Genomic DNA, 20833 nt, shown 5'->3' with positions numbered 1-20833 from the left:
CATTATTCTGCTCTTCTTAAAAAATGAAAATCAAGTTGTTTTTTAACTAAATCGGCATTTTTTACTTTAACATAAATTTCATCTCCTAATTGCAATATGCTGTTTGAAGTCGCTCCAACCAAAGCATATTGTTTTTCATCGAAAGTATAATAATCATCTTTTATCTCTCTGATTCTCACCATTCCTTCACACTTATTCGAAACAATTTCAACATAAATTCCCCATTCTGTAACTCCTGAAATAACTCCAAGAAATTCTTCATCCTGATGATCCTGCATGTATTTAACCTGCATGTATTTAATACTGTCGCGTTCAGCATTGGTTGCTAAACTTTCCATATTTGAACAATGCAGACATTTTGTTTCGTAAATTTCTTCGTCTACAGAAGCGCCTCCATCTAAATAAAATTGCAACAAACGATGTACCATAACGTCAGGATAACGACGAATTGGCGAGGTAAAATGGCTGTAATAATCAAAAGCTAAACCATAATGGCCAATATTATCTGTAGAATATTTGGCTTTACTCATACTTCTAATGGCTAGAGTATCAATTAGATTTTGCTCTTTTTTACCATTCACTTCTTCCATCAAAGCGTTCAATGATTTAGAAATATCGCCTTTGTTTCTGAAATCAATTTTATAACCAAATTTAGCAATTACGGTTTGCATCGCAATCAATTTATCTTCATTTGGTTCGTCGTGAATACGGTAAACAAATGTTTTCTTTTGTTTTCCAATGTATTCCGCCACTTTTCTATTGGCCAAAAGCATAAATTCTTCAATCAGATGATTGGCATCTTTTGAAATTTTGAAATATACTCCTTCTGGTTCTCCTTCGGCATCTAAGTTGAATTTAACTTCTACTTTATCAAAAGAAATTGCACCATTCTGCATTCTTTTCTTTCTTAAAATCTTCGCTAATTCATCTAATTTTAAAGTTGCTTCAACAATTTCATCTGAAACAACATAAGATTCTCCGGTAATTGAAATATCAACCGGAATCGTATTGTCTTTTGTTTCAATGATATATTGTGCTTCTTCATAAGCAAAACGCTGATCTGAATAAATTACTGTTCTACCAAACCATTGGTTAATAACCTGCGATGTTGGAGAAACTTCAAAAACAGCAGAAAACGTATATTTCTCTTCATTTGGGCGTAATGAACAGGCAAAATTAGATAAAACTTCAGGAAGCATTGGCACTACTCTATCAACCAAATAAACCGAAGTTGCTCGTTGATAAGCTTCATCATCCAAGATTGTTCCTTCTTCCAAATAATACGAAACATCGGCAATGTGAATTCCTATTTCGTAATTTCCGTTTTCTAACTTTTTGAAAGACAAAGCATCATCAAAATCTTTTGCATCTCTTGGATCGATCGTGAATGTCAACGTATCACGCATGTCACGACGTTTTGCAATTTCAGATTCCTGAATTGAAGTATCTATTTTTTGTGCAAAAACCTCTACTTCTACCGGAAAATCTGCTGGTAAACCATATTCAGCTAAAATAGCGTGAATCTCTGTATTGTGTTCTCCTGGTTTTCCTAAAACTCTGATTACAGATCCAAATGGACTATCAGCTCTTTTTGGCCAGTCTTCAATCTTAACTAAAACAACGTCACCATTTTCTGCTTCACCAATTTTATCCTTTGGAATAAAAATATCAGTATACATTTTTGGATTTGCAGTCGAAACAAAAGCGAAATTGGCCTGAATATCGATTACTCCAACAAACTCTGTTTTATCTCTTTCTATAACTTCAATTACTTCACCTTCAGGTCTTTTTCCCTTTCTTCGGTTATAAACATAAACCTTTACTTTGTCTTTATCCAAAGCTCTATTCAAATTATTTGTCGGAATAAAAACATCTTCACTAAAATCAGGACAAATAAAATAGGCCGTTTTTCGGCTCGTCATATCAATCGTTCCTTCATAATAATCCTGGCTTTCGGCTTTCACTAAATATTTGCCAGGTTCTGTTTCAATAATCTTTTTTGAAGCTGCAAGAATTTTCAAATCTTTAATAATCTGATTTCTGCTATTTGTATCATCAAGTTCAAGCTTTGCAGCTATTTGTTTATAATTGAATGGTTTATTAGCACTTTGCGATAAAATTTTTACTATCTTACTAGAGAAATCTTTCTCTTTTTTTATCGGCTTTCTAATTTTCTTACTCATATATCTTTTCTTATAAGGTTTAAAATTACAAATAAGATATCAGAATATAGATTTTAACAATTAGAATTATTAAAAATATAACTTTTCGTACATTTACAAAAAGACCTAATATGGAAAGCTTTAAAACTATCGCCGTATTCAATTATCAGCACGAAACTGTTGTTTTGAAACACTTATTAGAGCAGGAGGAGATTCCGTATTTCTTTGAAAACGAAGTAACGCTCTCTGTCGCTCCAATGTATTCGGCAGCACTTGGTGGCATCAGACTCAAAGTTCATCCAAACGATTTCGAAGAAGTACAGCAAATTCTAGACAATCTAAACAATCCTCTCAAAATCGTTTAAAAGCTTTCATTTTTTTCAAATTCAAAAAAATTTTTCCTTTTCAACTTTTTTAGTTTTCAACATATATTAAATACAACAAAAAAGATTTTTAAAAATTTAATAAAATTTGTTGGTTATTATAGTGTGTTAATATGTCGAATAAATTTATTTTTAAAAGTATTGAAATGAAGTTTCTCTTAGTTATATTGAGTTATCAACATAGTTATTTTTAGTTAAAAGATTAATTTATAAGACTTTTTGTATTTTAATTAACAACGGTTGACAACCAAAAATGAATTCATTTTGTAGATAAGTTCATATGTTGATATTTGTTGAAAATGGCATTTTTGATATTGATAACTTTTCTAAAAATTCATGAAACTTTATTAGGATTTTTAATTCCAGTTTTGGATTAGGTTTTTTTTCGACACAACCAAAAAAAACTTCTAATTTTCTTTTCGAACTTATTAACAAATAATGTTAACTTAAAGTTAATTGAATATCAACGAATTACGAATCGCTATCAACATTTCAAAATTTTAACAAAAACATTGTTTATTATTTATTGATTATGAGTGACTTATGGAGTTATCAAAAATATTAATAACTGTTAAGATTTTGATACTAAGATAGTTGTAAAATAAAGGTTTTTTATACGAATTCCACTAATCTACATTATTTATATTGGAATGTTTATACAGTATTAAAAAAGAAAAAAATTTGTGAAAATTGCTGTAATTCGTGGCAAACATTTATTAATTGAGTAAATTTGTACTACACAACTTAATAGTATAGAAAAAATGAAAATTTCGATAGGAAACGACCACGCAGGACCAGAATATAAAAAAGCAATTGTTGCAATGCTGAAAGCAAAAGGATATGAAGTTACAAACTACGGAACTGATTCTGAAGATTCTGTTGATTATCCTGATTTTGGACATCCAGTGGCAAATGATGTTTCTGAAGGAAAAGCTGATTTTGGTATTGTTATTTGCGGAAGCGGAAACGGAATTGCAATGACGGTTAATAAACACCCAAAAGTAAGAGCTGGTCTATGCTGGACTAAAGAAATTGCATATTTAACACGTTTGCATAACGATGCTAATATTGTGAGTATTCCGGCCCGCTTTACCTCTATTCCACAGGCAGTTGAAATTGTTGAAACCTTTTTAACTACAGCTTTTGAAGGCGGAAGACATCAAAATAGAGTAAATAAAATTGCTTGCTCGTAAAAAGTCAAAAAAAATCGGGTGCTTCGCACCAATAAAAAATAAACACACCGGGCGGATTTTAAAATTCATCCGGTTTTTTATTTAATGTTCTTAAAATCAGTTTATTGAAATAGTATTTTTAGGTTATCAACATTGTTAATATCTATATTTTATTAGTTAAATACAGGTAAACTAAAGCGAGCTGAATCAAAAATATCAGTATGAATTTGACAATAAATGACGTTTTACTCGTTTTATGTCTGAAGAAAAACATTGCTGTTAATAAACCGATTGTTCCGCCGATAGCTTCTAGAAAAAACAAAGTATTTTCAGGGATTCTTCGTTTATTTTTTCTGGCTAAATATTTATCATAGCCAGCAAGAATAAAAACGACCATACTTATAACTAAAAAATACAATAATAAAATTTCCATTGGCTTAAAATTAGAAACAAAGATATTATTTTAGCAATATAATTAATCCGTTTACGTAAGTGCAAAAGATGGATATAATTATCTAATTTTCAAATTGACACATTATCTCATTAGTAAAATGACTAACATACTATTCATTGCCAAGTCTGTACAGACAGCACCGATTAACATTCAAAACACGGTAAAATTATTAGAGGAAGATTGTACGATTCCGTTTATTTCGCGTTACCGAAAAGACACAACCGGAAATCTTGATGAAGTTGTAATTGAACAGATTGCAAAACTTCAGAAAGAGTATGAAACACTTATAAAACGTAAAGAAGCCGTTTTAAAATCTATCGAAGAGCAAAAAGCGCTTACGCCAGAATTGAAGAAAAAAATTGAAGAAAGCTTTGATTTACAGGAAATAGAAGATTTTTACCTTCCATACAAAAAGAAGAAAAAAACAAAAGCCGATGTTGCGCGCGAATTTGGTTTAGAACCTCTGGCGAAAATTATTATGTCAGAAAGTGATGTTGACGTTGATTTTATTTCAACACAATACATCAATGAAAATGTTATTAATGAAGAAGCAGCCATGCAAGGTGCACGAGATATTGTAGCCGAATGGATTAACGAAAATATTTATGTTCGTAAACAGCTTCGTAGATTATATCAGCGAAAAGCAACTGTAGGAACTAAAGTTGTAAAAAAGAAAGCAGAAGAAGAAGGCGCACAAAAATTCAGTCAATATTTTGATTGGGAAGAACCATTGACAAAAGCACCGGCACACCGTTTATTAGCCATGCTTCGTGCAGAAAATGAAGGTTTTATAAAAATGAAAATTGATGTTGATATTGATGACGCCTACGATGTTATCGATGAAATCATTATTAAAAAACAAAACAATACAACAGCTCATTTGCAATTAGCAATTGAAGATAGTTACAAACGTTTATTGAATCCGGCAATTGGCAACGAAACACTGCAGGAAGCAAAGGCAAAAGCAGACGCTAACTCAATTCAGGTTTTTGCTAACAATTTAGGGCAGTTATTATTAGCTCCTCCTTTGGGAGAAAAACGAATTTTAGCAATCGATCCAGGATTTAGAAGCGGTTGTAAAGTAGTTTGTCTGGATGAAAAAGGCGATTTATTATACAACGAAACAATTTATCCGCATGCACCTCAAAATGAGGAATCAATGGCGATCAAGAAAATTCGCTCAATGGTAAATGCATACCAAATTGATGCGATCTCGATTGGGAACGGAACAGCTTCGAGAGAAACGGAATTCTTCATCAAAAAAATCGCGTTCGATAAACCTATACAGGTTTTTATTGTTTCTGAGGCCGGAGCTTCGGTTTATTCGGCTTCAAAAATTGCTAGAGAAGAATTTCCTAATTATGATGTAACTGTTCGTGGTTCGGTTTCTATCGGGCGACGACTTTCAGATCCTTTGGCTGAATTGGTAAAAATCGACCCAAAAGCTATCGGCGTAGGCCAATACCAACACGATGTTGACCAAACGAAATTAAAAGAAGAATTGGACAGTACGGTAATTCGTTGCGTAAATTCGGTTGGAATTAATATCAATACAGCAAGTAAACATTTACTAAGTTATGTAAGTGGAATAGGAGAGAAGCTGGCTGAAAACATTGTACAGTATCGTTCTGAAAATGGTCCGTTTGAAGATAGAAAGCAATTGAAAAAAGTGCCTCGTTTGGGAGATAAAGCCTATCAGCAGGGAGCAGCGTTCATTAGAATTACAAATGCTAAAAATCCGTTGGATAATTCGGCGGTGCACCCAGAAGCTTATGCGGTTGTAGAAAAGATGGCGAAAGATTTGAAACTTTCAGTAAACGACTTAATTGCAAATAAAGAGAAAACAGCGCTTATTAAAGCCGAAAACTATATTACACCTGAAATAGGTTTGCTTACGCTGAAAGACATCATAAAAGAGCTTGAAAAGCCTGGATTGGACCCGAGAAAGTCGGCTAAGGTTTTTGAATTTGATGCGAATGTAAAATCAATCAAAGATTTGAAAACCGGAATGATTTTACCTGGAATTGTGAATAACATTACCAATTTTGGCTGTTTTGTTGACATCGGAATCAAAGAAAGCGGATTGGTCCACATTTCGCAATTGAAAGCCGGATTTGTAAGCGACGTAAACGAAGTGGTAAAATTACATCAGCACGTTGATGTTAAAGTTACAGAAGTTGATGAAGACAGAAAAAGAATTCAGTTGACGATGATTTTGTAAAAATTCCAGATTATCCTCAATCTTGTCATTTCGAAGAATGAGAAATCTTCGCGAGTAACTCCGCAATGAAAATCGCCAATCTTTGTAGAGCTACTCGCGAAGATTTCTCATTCTTCGAAATGACAAAACTATCCTTAAAGTTTTTATTTATAAGAAAAAACAAAAAAATCCCAAACTACATTGTAATTTGGGATTTTTTTTAATTCGATAGAATTTATTTCGTTTCTTCTTCTTTTTTAGAAGCAGCAGGCTGATCGTCTTTAGCAGCGTTTTTAAATTCTTTAATACCGCTTCCTAAACCTTTCATTAATTCCGGAATTTTTTTACCTCCAAAAAGTAATATCACAATACCTACTATTACAAGGATTTCTGTAAGACCTAATCTTCCCATGATTGTATATTTAATGCCGAAGCAAATTGATTTTCGTTTTCACCGCAAAGGTATATAGAATATACGAACAACAAGAGTTTTTGGATTAAAATATTTGTTTCTTACAGCGTTAAATATTTTATAAAATAATAAAATTACATTATTTGCCGTTTTTTCTCCACTACCATCAATGCTATTAATTGCTATATTTGCTCATATAATCATCCGAAATGACTAAGAAAAGATTTGATTTCAGAAAAAAATTATTCATCAAAAACCGATTGGTAATTTTGAATGAAAATACATTTGAAGAGATTTTTTCATTTAGGCTGACTTTAATGAATGTTTTTGTAACATTTACTTTAGGAGGAATATTTTTAATTTTAGTAACCACTTTCATTATTGCATTTACACCGTTGCGCGAGTTTATTCCTGGATATTCATCATCTGAATTAAAACGAAATGCTACTAAATTGGCAATAAAATCAGATTCATTGGAAACCGCTTTAAAGAAAAATGAAGCCTATTTACAAGGCGTTCAGAAAGTTTTGAGAGGGGAACTGGAATATGCGAAATTTAATAAAGACTCCATTTTGGCAGAAGTTGATGAGCCTTCTGAAGTAAATATGAAAGCTTCTGAGGAAGAAATTAAATTAAGAGAAGAAGTGGCTAAAATGGAAAAGGAGCAAAAGGGAAAAACAAGTAGTAAAAACAAAAGTGACAAAAAATAATACCATATCAAATGTCAATTAAATCTGTAGCAGCAAAATTATTTGCAAGCAAAATATATTATAAAACGCAGGCTTGGGCTAATAAGCCGGTTGAAACGCAACAAAACGTTTTCAGGAGTTTAATTAACGGCGCCAAAGAAACGCAGTTTGGAACTGATCATCATTTTGATAAAATAAAAACAGTTCACGACTTTAAAAAACGTGTTCCAATTCGTGATTACGAAGATTTAAAATCCTATATAGACAAGGTAAGAATGGGCGAAAAAGACATTCTTTGGAAAGGAAAACCGCTCTATTTTGCTAAAACCTCAGGAACAACTTCTGGTGCAAAATACATTCCGCTGACTAAGGAATCAATGCCATATCATATTGAAGCTTCGCGAAATGCAATTTTGCATTATATCTACGAAACTGGAAATGCAGATTTTGTTGACGGGAAAATGATTTTTCTGCAGGGAAGCCCAATTTTAGTGGAGAAATATGGAATCAAATTTGGAAGACTTTCCGGAATTGGAGCGCATTTTGTTCCAAAATACCTTCAAAAAAACCGAATGCCTTCTTGGGAAACTAATTGTATTGAAGATTGGGACACCAAAGTAAATGCAATCGTCGAGGAAACCATTGAGCAGAATATGACCATTATTTCGGGAATTCCTTCTTGGGTTCAAATGTATTTTGAGAGGTTACAAGAAAAAAGCGGTGGGAAAAAAATTGGTGACCTATTCAAAAATTTCAATTTGTTTATTTACGGAGGCGTCAATTATGAACCATATCGCGCCAAGTTTGAAAACATGATTGGCCGAAAAGTAGACAGCATCGAATTGTTCCCAGCATCTGAAGGTTTTTTTGCTTATCAGGATTCTCAAAAAACAAAAGGAATGTTGTTGTTATTGAATTCGGGAATTTTCTACGAATTTATTAAAGCTGATGAATTTTTTACCGAAAACCCAAAAACCTACACTATTGGAGAAGTAGAATTAGGCGTAAATTATGCCTTGATTGTTTCTACAAATGCCGGGCTGTGGCGTTATAATATTGGTGATACTGTTCAGTTTACCTCTTTAGCTCCGTATCGTGTCATAGTTTCAGGCCGTATCAAACATTATATTTCGGCTTTTGGTGAGCATGTTATTGCCAATGAAGTCGAAAATGCTATGAAACAAGCAACTGCCGAAACGAATATTGTAATTAACGAATTTACAGTAGCGCCTCAAATTACGCCGTCAAGCGGATTACCGTATCACGAATGGTTAGTAGAATTTGAAAAAGAACCTGATAATATGCAGGCTTTCGCCGAAGCAATAGACGATTCGATGCGAAAACAAAACATTTATTACGACGATTTAATTACCGGAAATGTGTTGCAGAAAGTGGTCGTAACTAAAGTTTCAAAAAACGGATTTCAGGAATACATGAAATCACAAGGAAAATTAGGCGGCCAGAATAAAATTCCGAGATTGTCTAATGACAGAAAGATTGCGGATAATTTGATAAAAATTTGATAATAGGAGAGACAGGGCATGCCCTGTCTTCTACTATTATTATCTACATGATTAGGATGCAGAAGTAAATTAAAAATGAGTCAGGAAAAGTTTCAAAATAAATACCGTATTTCTTCAATAAGAGCCCAATGGTGGGATTATGGTTGGAACGGAGCCTATTTTATAACAATTTGCACACAAGACAGAGAACATTATTTTGGAGAAATTCAAAATAATAAAATGGTTTTGTCAGAGGTTGGTATTATTGCCGATATATTGTGGCATCAAATTCCGATACACCATAAAAACGTTGAATTGGGTGATTTTGTGGTGATGCCAAATCATATTCACGGAATTTTGATTATCGATAAAAAATCGAATAATATTGATTTGAATTTCGCAAATGACGCCAATATTGTACAGACAGGGCATGCCCTGTCTCCACGGTTTCAAAATATTGGAAAAAATACCATTTCGTCAATTGTTGGGTCATATAAATCTGCGGTAACCAAACATGCCAATAGATTAGGATATCCACATCAATGGCAAAAATTATTTTATGACAATATCATTAGAAATAATAATGACTATCAAAGAATTTCTGATTATATCGTTTCAAATCCGGAAAATTGGACAAAAGATAAATTTAAAACAGAAAATTAATTAAACGATTTTTAAAAAATGATGCTGTAGATACAAGGCTTGCCTTGTATTTCCTTACATTTGAATTACAAAAATAATATAGAATGAAAGAAACCAAACATATATCAAGATCAAGAGCGCAGGAATCATCTGCGGCTATTGAAAAAATGTACATTACAATGCGCCATTTATTCAACCGTGGTTTTTACAAACCAATGGGAGTTTCAGGCGACAGCCTACGCGAATCATTGTTGGCTTTACGCCCGGAAATCTATGGAAATATTGCCGAGGAAAAAGTAGAATTAAACGGACTTTTGTACGTTATAGAACGTCTTCCAATAGGAATTGAACAATGTCGATTCATCAATTTAACTTCAGATGAAGGATATTCGAAATCGCATTTTCAGGCAATTGTTCCTCCAAAAAGAAGAAGAAATTGTTACCGAATCGACGAAGAACAAATGAATGTCGAAATTACGCGCGGACGTTCGGATATTTATGATATTCTGACGCATTTGACTTTTATTTTCATCGAATCGCACAAAATTAAAAACAGAGTTTTACTTGATGATGGCGGAGAAGTTTCGCGCGATTGGCTAAAATTAGAACAAGCTGTTACACAGACAAAAAAGCTGTCGCAGATTGAGAAAGAAAAAGCAATTTCGCACGTTGCCAATATTTTAGCCAGAACTTTTGAAGAAGTTTTGGATATTTATGATGCTTTTGGTTCAGAAAATGCGCCAGATCGTTTCCTGCACGTAATTTATTGGTTAGGAAAACTGGCAATCGAAGAAATTGTTGAAAATAATAAACGTACAATTACTTTCAGTCCGGTTTTGCGAGAGCGTTTAGGACACCATATTCACGGAGAAATCTGGGCAACAAACATCAAGGAAGTTTTAAAGGCAAACGATCTTTTAAAACGTCCAATTCACGTTATCAGTGCAAATATGCATAGTGTAATGAACTCGATTTTTGCAACACCGTTATTGACTTCAAAATACAAAGGCAAAAGTGATTTCCATATTTATGAAGAATTAAGCAGTTCGGGTTCAAAAGAAATTAGAAGCCAAGTCGAAGAATTGGCGTTGAAAAACGGAATGATTTCACTTCCAGATTGTTCAGGAACCAATATCGATGTTCAGATTTTTGATACGGCCAAAATTGATTTGTCAAAAACAGCCTTTACAAATGCTAATTTTGGAGAAGAAAAACCTGTTTTAATCGTAATGGATTACGCATTTGGCGAGCAGGCTTATGAAACAATTGATGAGCTTTTAAAACCTTATAAAAAAGAAACTTTGCTGAATGTAAAATCGGTTTCGATTATGGGGAAAGCCGGAATTCTGGAAGGCGGAAAAGGCGATATCATGATTCCGACAGCACATATCAATGAAGGAACGGCTGATAATTATTTCTTCGAAAATGAATTAACTGGTGATATGTTTAAAGGGAATGATATCGATGTTTATGAAGGCGCAATGGTTACCGTTCTTGGAACTTCATTACAAAACAGAGATTTATTGAAATTTTTCCATGAATCAACTTGGGGTGTAATTGGTCTTGAAATGGAAGGTTCTTATTATCAAAAAGCGATTCAGTCGGCATCAAAAATCAGAAAAAGTGTGCCACACGATATTAAAGTTCGTTATGCGTATTATGCTTCGGATAATCCACTTGAAACAGGAAGTACATTGGCTTCGGGCGGATTGGGAACAACCGGAGTAAAACCGACTTATTTGATTACCATTAAAATTTTGGAACAAATTTTCAACGTAAAATAAAGCAATACATGAGTACAAAAGTACCCCAAAATACAGATCAGGAAATAGATATTTTTCAGCTTTCAAAGAGCATTGGCGGTTTTTTTGACCGTATAAATAGATCTATTTTTAGAGCGATTCAGTTTTTTATCCGAAACTGGATTGCAGTTCTGATTTTGGCTGTACTAGGAATTGCACTCGGATTTTATTTGGATTCTAATAAAAAGTCATTTCAAAATCAGGTAGTTGTAACGCCAAATTTTGAAAGTGTTGATTATTTGTATGCCAAAATCGATTTGATTCAGGCCAAAATTGTTGCTGGAGATGCTGATTTTCTAAATCAAGTTTTTGGAACTTCAAGTAAAAATGCTATCAAAAGAATTGAAATTAAACCCGTTGCTGATGTTTATAAATTTATCGAAGACAAAGAACAAAATCTTGAACTGATTAAATTAATGGCTGAGGTAGGCGACGTAAAAAAGGTTTTGGAAGATAATGTTACGAGTAAAAACTATACATTTCATACCATTACTTTTGCTTCAAACGAGAAAGTCAGCGAAAAAGAAGCTGTTGCGTCATTGCTAAAATACTTGAATAATTCGGACTATTTTGATGCTGTTCAAAAAATTGGGTACAAAAACCTAGAACGTGAAATTGCCCAAAACGACACTATTATTTCGCAGATAGACAACGTTTTAAAAGGACTTTCAAGTACGGCAAAAAATGATAAATTGGTTTATTACAATGAAAATCTGCAGCTAAACGATATTTTAAAAACAAAACAAAAACTGATTTTGGAACAAGGAAAAAACAAAATCAGATTAATTACTTTTGATAAAACGATTAAAGAAATCAATTCAACGCTTAATATAAACGAAAATAAAGTCGTGAACGGAAATTTTAAAATCTGGTTCCCGCTTTTCTTTATTTTTCTTTTTGTTTTGATTAGTATGTTCCGAAAGTTTTACCGCAAACAGCTTGCTCTTTCAAAAGCAAGTCAACTTTAAAGCAATTGAAAGCCAGTTCTATTTTTGAAAGATTGTCAAAAAATCGATTTTTAAGGCAAAGTTTCAGCACCTTATCTTTACGTGTTTTTGGTGCGTTGCTGTTATTTGGATTTACCGTTTTCCTGACAAAAAACTATAGTCCAAAATTAGTTGGCCAGTATGATTTTGTACGTTCTTTTTTATTATCAATCGGGAGCATGTGTTTGCTTGGTTTTGATCAGTCGATTATATATTTTAAAGGAAAATTAGCAAGTCAAAACGCGCTTGACGAATTAAAAAGTATATACCAAAAAATGGTTCTGATGCTTTTAGGAACTTCATTGTTGGTTTTGGTTTTAATTGCAATTATCAGCAAAGAAACGATTAATAATTATTTTTCAGATCAAGCGGTATATTCAATTCTTTTAAAAGGAACTTTAACATTGTTTTTCTCCGGATTATCAATTCTTAATACCGAAGTTTTCAGAGCATTGGATAAATTATATGTCGCAGAATTGTTCCGAAACATTATTAAATATATTCCGCTGATTATTGGTTCGGTTATTTTGTTTTATTGGCATAAAGAAGAATATTTAGTTGATGTTTTTCTGTTGGGATTTGTTTTTCTTGCGATGCTGAGTTCCGTTTTTGTTTTTATCTTTTTTCGAAAAAAGATGATTTCAATAACGGTTGAAAAAATTTCGCATAAAGAAATATTTTTAAAATCATATCCAATTGCCATAAGCGCAATGGCATTGTTTTTATTAATGTGTTTCGATATTATGTTTCTGAAGAAATACAGAAACGATGAAACAGTTGCTTTTTATTCGGTAGGAGTTAAGATTATGACGATTATTTCAATTATAATCGTGAGTATAAATATTACGGTTTCGGCTAAAATTGCAGAGTTTTTTGCAAGCCATAAAACAGCTGAATTAACAGAAGTTTCAAGAAACAGCGCCCGTTTAATCTTCGGAATAACATTGCCTGTTATTATTCTGATCAGTTATTATTCAAAATCTATTTTGTCAATTTTTGGACATCAATATGTTGTGGCTCAGCAAGCATTTTTAATTTTAATTATTGGTCAGGGAATTTGCTCAGCATTTGGTACGTCTTCGGTTTATTTGAATATGACGGGAAGACAGCATATTTTTCAGGTTATTCTAATGATTGCGGTTGTCATTAATTTCATTTTAAACCGATTTTTAATTCCAATTTACGGAATGACCGGCGGTGCAATTGCTTTTGTTTCAAGTTCTTTTTTCTGGAATCTTGTATCGGCAATTGTTATTTATCGCAAGGATAAAATAAAAGTGTTTCTGCATTAAAAAACTATGCCATGAACATCGAGAAAGAGACTTTGCTTTTTAGCATTATTGTTCCGGTTTACAACGTTGAGGATTATTTACCGCAATGTTTAGATAGTATTTTGTGCCAGACTTTTTCTGACTTTGAACTAATTTTAGTCAATGACGGATCAACTGATTCTTCGCTGGAAATTTGTAAGCAATACGTGCAAAAATTTCCTCAGATAATCATGATTGAGAAAGAAAACGGAGGTTTGTCTGATGCCAGAAATACAGGTTTAAAAGCGGCAAAAGGCGAGTATGTTATTTTTACCGACAGCGATGATTATTGGCAAGGGAAAAAGGTTTTGGAAGATTTGAATAATTTAATTTCTAAAACAAATCCAGATATAATCCTTCATGAAGAAAGCCGATTTTTTGCAGAAAACGACGTACACTGCAAATACAATCAGCGATTTATAAAAAACAAAAGCGGGAAATTTGAAGATGAGGTTTTACATCTCGTGTATTACGACTTATATGTCGCTTCGGCCTGGGACAAAGTTATTAAAAGAACAATTTTAATTGAAAATGAGTTATTTTTTCCTTTCGGAAGAAAATCTGAAGATATTGAATGGTGCGGAAAATTGATGCATTATATCAAGACTTTCAGTATTTATTCGAAATCATTTTATGTGTATCGTCAGGCGCGCCAAGGTTCAATTACAACTACAGCAAGCGCACAACATATCGAAGATGTTTATGAAATGGTAAAAGACGGTTTAGAGGCGCAGAAAACGAAATCAGAAGTATTAAATAAAGCGATAGAAAATTATTGGGCCTGTAATTATGTTGTAATTCTAAAAGATTTTTATGTTTTGTCGTCTGAAACAAAAAAACAGATTTGGCATGATTTAATTTCCTGGAAATATCTTCTTAAAAAAGGACGTAACATAAAAGTGGACAAAGTGATGAAATTCTATAAATTTTTGTCCTTTAAAACATTGATTTTCTTTTTAAATGGTTACCGATTAAAAAGGAGCCTAAATAAAAAACGCAGAGCCTCAAAATAAAGTACAAATAGAAATATGCAATTATTAATCAAAAAAAGTACCGCAGCATTTTTGCTGATTGCAGCAGCTAATTTAGTTGTAGCATTTTTGGCTTTTTTTGTTTTGCCTCCAAAATTTTTCTACGATTCGGCAATTATAATTTATGACAAATACAATGAAATTGGCTATTTTGGAAGTTATCCGTTGACAATTTTGTTCTATAAAATTATTGGTTTCAGGTATTTGCCTTTTCCCATAATTGCATTAATCCAATTTCCTATATTGATCTATATTTTATACAAAATTGGAATTCCGAATAATTTTGAAAAACTGAATATCAAGAATATTTTAGTTTATCTCGGCTTTTTTATGATTGCGATTTTCATTTCAATGCCTTCAAAAGAGTTTATTACCTATTTGTTTATTGCGGTAATTGTTTTATTGTGTAGAAACGAACGCTTTTCGTTCTCAAAAACCATTTTTATTAGTGTATTGCTTTTAATTGTTTTTGGCGCTTTATATCGGCCTTATTTTGCTTTAATTCCCATTGTAGGAGGCGGAATGTACTTAGTGAGTTTCATTAATTTTAAAAACAAAACGGTAAGTACCATTTTTTATGGATTACTGATTGCTGTTTTTCTCTCTTTGAGTTATGGCGTTTTAAAAGGGAAATACTTTTCTGAAATCAGCAGGGAAGTGGTGAACAACGCCCGAATGGCTTCCGGCGATGCCAATTCGATGATTACTTCGCCAGTAAAAACCGATACCTGGTACGGAGAAGTTGTGGGTATTTTTTACGGTTTTTTCACCGTTAATTTGCCACTCAATGGTTTAAAATATATATTTTCACCTCAAATTATTGTATTTGTTATTTGGCAGCTTTTACTGTTTTATATTTTGCTGGTTCGCTTTTCTAAATGTTTGAGAGAAAGAAAAAAATATAAATATGAGCTTTTGATACTGTTTATTTTATTCTCATTTTTTATTCTTCAAGGCGTTTTTGAACCCGATTTAGGTTCAGCAACCCGACACAAAATCGGGATTTTCCCTTTAATTTATTTTGCATTGTATTATGAACATTTCCGAAAAGAACTTCAATAAAATATTTCACATCTTTTTATGTGTGATTGCGGTTGCAATGATTTTCAGAAAACCGTGCTCATTGCTGATTATTTTGTTTGCGGCGTTTAATTTGATCTTTTTCAAAAAGCTGCAATACTCCAAAAAACAACTGCTTTTAATAGCCTGTATAGCATCACCAATTTTATTAGAATTGTTGCTTTTTTGGAACAATGATTCTTTTTCAAAGGGATTAAAAGCAATTGAAAAAAGCATATCATTGGTCATTTTTCCGCTCTTTATAATAGGAAATTATCAGCGTGTCAATTTTCTTAAAATTATTCGAACATATGTAATTTCGACAACCGCCGTTATGATTTTTTTTCTGATCAGGTTTATTATTGTATTTCCTGATTTAGTAGCAAAATATTCAAATCGAATCGATTTATGGGAAATGGGTTATCAATTTGCAGACAGCATCGGGATTCATGCGCCGGCATTAAATATGCATTTGGCTTTTGTAACTGTTTGTGCGTTATATTTTGTTTTTGAAAGCTTTAGAAATCAGTCAAAAATTGTCTTTAAAATAGCAAGTCTCGCCGTTTTCTTGTTTTCATTTTTCTTTGTGCTTTTGGTAAATACCAGAATGGCGCTTATAAACGCTTTAATTGGATTTTTGATCGTTTTCTTTTATGAAATCCGATCAAAATTCAACTTGAAAAAGATTGTTTTAACAGGTTCTGTAATTGTTGTTTTATTGGTTGGAATCCTGTTTTTATTCGTTCAGAAGAATCCTTATATGAAAGAAAAATATTCGTCAGTAACGTTTGCTTATATGGATAAAGTAGGCAAATTAGACGAAATCGATCATCCAGAAATTAAGGTTTATAATTCACTGGTAACTCGGGTTTCAATTTGGAAATCGGCTTGGGAATTATCTGTAAAAAACTTTCCTTATGGAGTTGGAGCTTCAGATGGAAAACCAGAATTATTTAAATATTATAAAGAAACAAATCAGCAGTTTTTGGCGAAATATGAATTGCCAACGCACAATCAATTTCTGGACTTTTTATTGAAGTTTGGAATTCTCGGGCCTTTGGTGGTTTTTCTTTATATTTTCACCATTGGTTATTTAGGCTACGATTTAAAAAATGCAATGATACTTTCATTTTTTCTAATCTTTTTCACCTCAAACCTAACGGATGACTTTTTACTCCGCTTTGACGGAATTGCCTTCAGCGGATTATGGTCGTCTATTTTTGCTAGTTATTGGTTGCAGCAAAAACTTACTCTTGATAAAGTGCCAGAAGCTGTTTAAAATTTTGATTTTTATCGAATAAATCGCGGCATCTATCCAGAGCATTTTGACCAAATTGTGATCTTGTTTCTTCGTCTTTCAAAGTTTCGAAGAATTGATCTAATTCGGCAATATCAGTAAAAAGAAAACCTGTTTTTCCGTGCAAAACAGCATCTTTATTACCAATAATATTAGTTGCAATAATTGGTTTTTGTAGCGCCATTGCTTCTAGAACAGCAATTGGCAAACCTTCCCAAAGTGAGACTTGCATATAAATATCAACATTGTTCAATTCTCTTAAAACTGTTTTTCGGTCTAAAATCCAACCAGTAATTCTGATGTTAGGAGCCGTAATTAAATGTTTTAATTCGCCGTCGCCAATCCACACAAAGTTAAAATCGGGAAATTTTAGAGCAATTTGATTGAACATTTCTGGATTTCTGGCAGCCGTGATTCTGGCCATAATTCCAATTGTTAATTTTTCGTTTTGATGTGGGGCATAATGCTCTTGAACATTTTCAATATCAATTCCGTTTCGAACTAATTTTGCAGGTCCAATTTTTTTTGCAATTTCTTGCTCTGTGTCACCGCAGGCAACAATTGTTCCTCCAAAAAAGCGCTGAAAATTTTTTTCGATTCCCCAATAAATATTTCTGGCCGTTTTTGAAATATCAGTTCTTAAAAATGAATATCCGTGAGGAGTATAAAAGAGTTTCTTTTTTTTGAATAAGAAAAAATAGGCCACACGTCCTAAAACTCCAGCTTTTGAAGAGTGAAGGTGAATAATATCAGGATTGATTTTTTTAAGTTCTTTGGCTAAGTTGTAAGCCGATTTTAAATCTTGAAAAGGAGAAAGCTCCCGAACCATATTTACCTGGATCAGCTTAACGCCATCTGAAAACTCAGACTTTATTTTTTGAGCATCAATTTCTTTTCGATTGCCACTGTAAATGATAGTGGTTTCTATGTTTTTGTTTATTTCGTCATCTCCAAAGAAAGTCGATAAATCTCTAAAATAGGTATAAACGCCGCCACCGAGCGCCTCAATTATATGTACAACTTTCAAAATAGTGGTTTTATTTGTGGGTAAAAATAGAGAAATGAGTTTAATAATTATCTGAAATGACTAAACTTCTTTTAAGATATGGTTTGAAGTGCCATTTGAAAGGAAAGATATTTTATTACATTTGTGCGTCTATCTTGAGTTTTACTGTCGAATAAAACTCAAAAAGGTTCAATAAAATCAATTATGAAAAGAATACTTATTACCGGAGCAGCAGGATTTTTAGGGTCGCATTTATGTGACAGATTCATTAAAGAAGGCTATTTTGTTATTGGAATGGATAACCTGATTACGGGAGATCTTAAAAATATTGAGCATTTATTTAAATTAGAAAATTTCGAATTTTACCACCATGATATCACCAAGTTTGTTCATATTCCTGGTGATTTAGATTATATTTTGCATTTTGCTTCACCAGCAAGCCCAATTGATTATTTAAAAATTCCTATTCAGACTTTAAAAGTGGGATCATTAGGAACGCATAATTTATTAGGATTGGCGCGTGTCAAAAAAGCAAGAATTTTAATTGCCTCAACATCTGAAGTTTATGGAGATCCTTTGGTTCATCCTCAAACGGAAGAATATTACGGAAACGTAAATACAATTGGCCCTCGCGGTGTTTACGACGAAGCCAAACGTTTTCAGGAATCGATCACCATGGCGTACCATACTTTTCATGGTGTAGAAACCAGAATTGTGCGTATTTTTAATACCTACGGCCCAAGAATGCGACTGAATGACGGACGTGTAATTCCGGCTTTTATTGGACAAGCTTTGCGTGGAGAAGATTTAACGATTTTTGGAGACGGTCTGCAAACACGTTCTTTCTGTTACGTAGACGATCAGGTAGAAGGTATTTTCAGATTATTACATTCCGATTATGTTTACCCGGTAAACATTGGAAATCCGGATGAAATCACCATTAAAGATTTTGCAGAAGAAATCATTAAATTGACTGGAACCAACCAGAAAGTAGTATATCATCCATTACCAATTAACGATCCTTTACAGCGTCAGCCAGACACTACAAAAGCAAAAGAATTATTAGGTTGGGAAGCAAAAGTAAGCCGTTCTGAAGGAATGAAAATTACTTATGATTATTTCAGATCACTATCTAAAGAAGAACTATCTAAAGAAGAACATAAAGATTTTTCAAGTTATATAAAATAATTCTGAGCGTTAATGAGTGAATTAGTTTCTATTATAACGCCAACTTACAATGCTGAAAAGTTCATTCGGGCAACGATAGAATCAGTTCAAAATCAAACATACCAAAACTGGGAAATGATTTTGGTTGATGACGCTTCGACAGATGAAACCGTAAAAATTATTTCTGATTTTGTTGAAAAAGACAGTAGAATAAAACTGTTTAAATTAGAAAAAAATTCAGGAAACGGTTTTGCAAGAAATATAGCTTTAGAGAAAGCGGTAGGGAAATATATTGCTTATTTAGATGCTGATGATTTATGGTTTCCGAATAAATTAGAAAAACAGATTCAGTTTTTAAAAGAGAATAATTTGCATTTTACTTTCAGTTTTTATGATTGTATCGACGAAGAAGGAAATTCTTTAAACAGAAGAGTTGAAGCACCAGTAAACTTAACTTACGACGAACTCTTTTTTTGCAATTATGTTGGCAATTTAACCGCCATTTACGACGTAGATTATTTTGGTAAAATTGTAATTGAAGCAACTCAAAAAAGACAAGATTGGCGTTTGTGGCTCACGATTTTAAAACAAATTCAAGTTACAAAACCAGTTCCTGAACCGTTAGCCTTTTACAGAATTAGAAAAGATTCAATTTCATCATCAAAGTTCAAATTGATCAAACACAACTTTGGAGTTTACAGAGAATTTCACGGATTTAATTTTGTGTTTTCTGTTTTGTTGATGGTGCGATTTTTATTTACTCAGTTGATTATCAAACCCCGATATATAAATAAGATTTAGTGTTCTTTAAGGTCGCAATTTGTGACCTTGAAGAATTCTTGATATAGTTAAATCTTGAGGTCACAATTTGCGACTTCATGATTGCGATTTAATTCTCTAAGGTCACAATTTGTGACCTTAGAGAATTTTAATATGACTTGTTAAATCTTGACCTTAAAAATCATACTTTAAAATTGGAGGTCACAATTTGTGACCTCCAATTATTTTTTATATCCAATTTTTACTCTTTCACTCTCGTTTTCTTTTTTCTCTGTCAATTCATCCAAATAGGAGAAAACCAATTCTATATTTTTGTCGTGATTCTCTAACTTCTTTTGAATCTGAAGAATATCAACTTTTATTTCTGTTGTATCCAAAAGCATTTGTCTCACTTTTGTAAAAATTCGCATAATTTGAATGTTTGTTTGAATTGCTTTGTCACTTTTCAATACACTTGAAAGCATTAGAATGCCATGTTCCGTAAATGCAAATGGCAAATATTTTTGATGTTCTCCTCGTCCTTTCTTTAAGATCACAATTTGTGATCTTAAAGAATTATATTCATTTTCAGTTAGTTGAAACATAAAATCTTCAGGAAATCGCGATAAATTTCTTTTAACGGCTTGATTTAGAACTCTATTTTCTACTTCGTAGAGTATTGCCAAATCACGATCTAACATCACTTTTTGATTACGGATAAAATATATTTTGTTTGAAATAGTTTCTTCTGAAAGTAAAGATTGATCGTCCATAAGTTTTAATTAGCAAAACAAATGTAA

The 20833-nt window shown here is 32.6% G+C and carries 19 protein-coding genes; 14 read left to right on the top strand and 5 right to left on the bottom strand.

All coding sequences use genetic code 11. From position 1 onward, the window contains the following. Positions 1-2 precede the first annotated feature (2 nt). Positions 3-2183 (bottom strand): ribonuclease R, encoded by a 2181-nt coding sequence (gene rnr, locus EV145_RS02875; protein WP_133523713.1) that lies wholly within the window; start codon positions 2181-2183, stop codon positions 3-5. 110 nt (positions 2184-2293) lie between these two features. On the opposite strand from rnr, the gene EV145_RS02870 reads away from it, so the two are divergent. Both EV145_RS02870 and rpiB read left to right on the top strand, forming a co-directional pair. Next, entirely contained in the window at positions 2294-2527 is a 234-nt protein-coding gene (locus EV145_RS02870; RefSeq protein ID WP_133523712.1) for a putative signal transducing protein, read from the top strand. Positions 2528-3306: 779 nt separating this feature from the next. Beyond that, positions 3307-3738, top strand: a complete 432-nt coding sequence (rpiB, locus tag EV145_RS02865) for a ribose 5-phosphate isomerase B (RefSeq protein WP_133523711.1) — start codon at positions 3307-3309, stop codon at positions 3736-3738. Between the two features lie 142 nt (positions 3739-3880). Here rpiB and EV145_RS02860 read toward each other — a convergent pair whose 3' ends face one another. Then, on the bottom strand, positions 3881-4150 hold the full coding sequence (locus EV145_RS02860) for a DUF1294 domain-containing protein (protein WP_133523710.1): 270 nt from the start codon (positions 4148-4150) through the stop codon (positions 3881-3883). 118 nt (positions 4151-4268) lie between these two features. On the opposite strand from EV145_RS02860, the gene EV145_RS02855 reads away from it, so the two are divergent. Next, complete coding sequence (locus EV145_RS02855) at positions 4269-6392, top strand: Tex family protein (RefSeq protein WP_133523709.1); 2124 nt, start codon at positions 4269-4271, stop codon at positions 6390-6392. Between the two features lie 214 nt (positions 6393-6606). On the opposite strand, the gene EV145_RS02850 is transcribed toward EV145_RS02855, so the two are convergent. Beyond that, positions 6607-6783: a twin-arginine translocase TatA/TatE family subunit gene (locus EV145_RS02850; protein ID WP_035646675.1), complete on the bottom strand. Its 177-nt coding sequence runs from the start codon at positions 6781-6783 to the stop codon at positions 6607-6609. Positions 6784-6992: 209 nt separating this feature from the next. Between EV145_RS02850 and EV145_RS02845 the strand changes: the two genes are divergently transcribed. The 9 genes from EV145_RS02845 (at position 6993) to EV145_RS02805 (ending at position 17083) form a co-directional block, all read left to right on the top strand. After that, entirely contained in the window at positions 6993-7493 is a 501-nt protein-coding gene (locus EV145_RS02845; protein WP_133523708.1) for a peptidase, read from the top strand. Positions 7494-7504: 11 nt separating this feature from the next. Beyond that, the gene (locus tag EV145_RS02840; RefSeq protein ID WP_133523707.1) at positions 7505-8995 is read left to right on the top strand and encodes a GH3 auxin-responsive promoter family protein; all 1491 of its coding nucleotides are present in this window, start codon (positions 7505-7507) and stop codon (positions 8993-8995) included. Between the two features lie 75 nt (positions 8996-9070). Further along, positions 9071-9637, top strand: a complete 567-nt coding sequence (locus EV145_RS02835; RefSeq protein ID WP_133523706.1) for a transposase — start codon at positions 9071-9073, stop codon at positions 9635-9637. Positions 9638-9720: 83 nt separating this feature from the next. After that, on the top strand, positions 9721-11400 hold the full coding sequence (locus tag EV145_RS02830) for a DUF6909 family protein (protein WP_133523705.1): 1680 nt from the start codon (positions 9721-9723) through the stop codon (positions 11398-11400). An 8-nt stretch (positions 11401-11408) separates the two neighbouring features. Beyond that, entirely contained in the window at positions 11409-12386 is a 978-nt protein-coding gene (locus EV145_RS02825; RefSeq protein ID WP_133523704.1) for a hypothetical protein, read from the top strand. 32 nt (positions 12387-12418) lie between these two features. Continuing rightward, the gene (locus EV145_RS02820) at positions 12419-13696 is read left to right on the top strand and encodes an MATE family efflux transporter (RefSeq protein WP_243739192.1); all 1278 of its coding nucleotides are present in this window, start codon (positions 12419-12421) and stop codon (positions 13694-13696) included. Between the two features lie 11 nt (positions 13697-13707). Next, positions 13708-14727 (top strand): glycosyltransferase family 2 protein, encoded by a 1020-nt coding sequence (locus EV145_RS02815; RefSeq protein ID WP_133523702.1) that lies wholly within the window; start codon positions 13708-13710, stop codon positions 14725-14727. Between the two features lie 15 nt (positions 14728-14742). After that, a complete protein-coding gene (locus EV145_RS02810; RefSeq protein WP_133523701.1) occupies positions 14743-15807 on the top strand; it encodes a hypothetical protein in 1065 nt (354 codons plus the stop codon). Then, a complete protein-coding gene (locus tag EV145_RS02805; protein ID WP_133523700.1) occupies positions 15779-17083 on the top strand; it encodes an O-antigen ligase family protein in 1305 nt (434 codons plus the stop codon). Before EV145_RS02810 ends, EV145_RS02805 begins: the two co-directional genes overlap by 29 nt. Here the strand turns inward: EV145_RS02805 and EV145_RS02800 are convergent. After that, a complete protein-coding gene (locus tag EV145_RS02800; RefSeq protein ID WP_133523699.1) occupies positions 17052-18128 on the bottom strand; it encodes a glycosyltransferase in 1077 nt (358 codons plus the stop codon). The two genes, EV145_RS02805 and EV145_RS02800, sit on opposite strands and share 32 nt — an antisense overlap. A 183-nt stretch (positions 18129-18311) precedes the next feature. Here EV145_RS02800 and EV145_RS02795 point away from each other — a divergent pair, with 183 nt between their 5' ends. Then, positions 18312-19295, top strand: a complete 984-nt coding sequence (locus EV145_RS02795) for a UDP-glucuronic acid decarboxylase family protein (protein ID WP_133523698.1) — start codon at positions 18312-18314, stop codon at positions 19293-19295. 12 nt (positions 19296-19307) lie between these two features. Then, on the top strand, positions 19308-20075 hold the full coding sequence (locus EV145_RS02790) for a glycosyltransferase family 2 protein (protein WP_133523697.1): 768 nt from the start codon (positions 19308-19310) through the stop codon (positions 20073-20075). 200 nt (positions 20076-20275) lie between these two features. Here EV145_RS02790 and EV145_RS02785 read toward each other — a convergent pair whose 3' ends face one another. After that, entirely contained in the window at positions 20276-20806 is a 531-nt protein-coding gene (locus EV145_RS02785) for an ORF6N domain-containing protein (RefSeq protein ID WP_133523696.1), read from the bottom strand. Positions 20807-20833: the final 27 nt, after the last annotated feature.

It is taken from the genome of Flavobacterium sp. 245 (genome assembly GCF_004362055.1).
Taxonomy (GTDB): Bacteria; Bacteroidota; Bacteroidia; order Flavobacteriales; family Flavobacteriaceae; genus Flavobacterium.
Note: the sequence above shows the minus strand (reverse complement) of the source record. Positions and strands in the feature narration are given on the sequence as shown.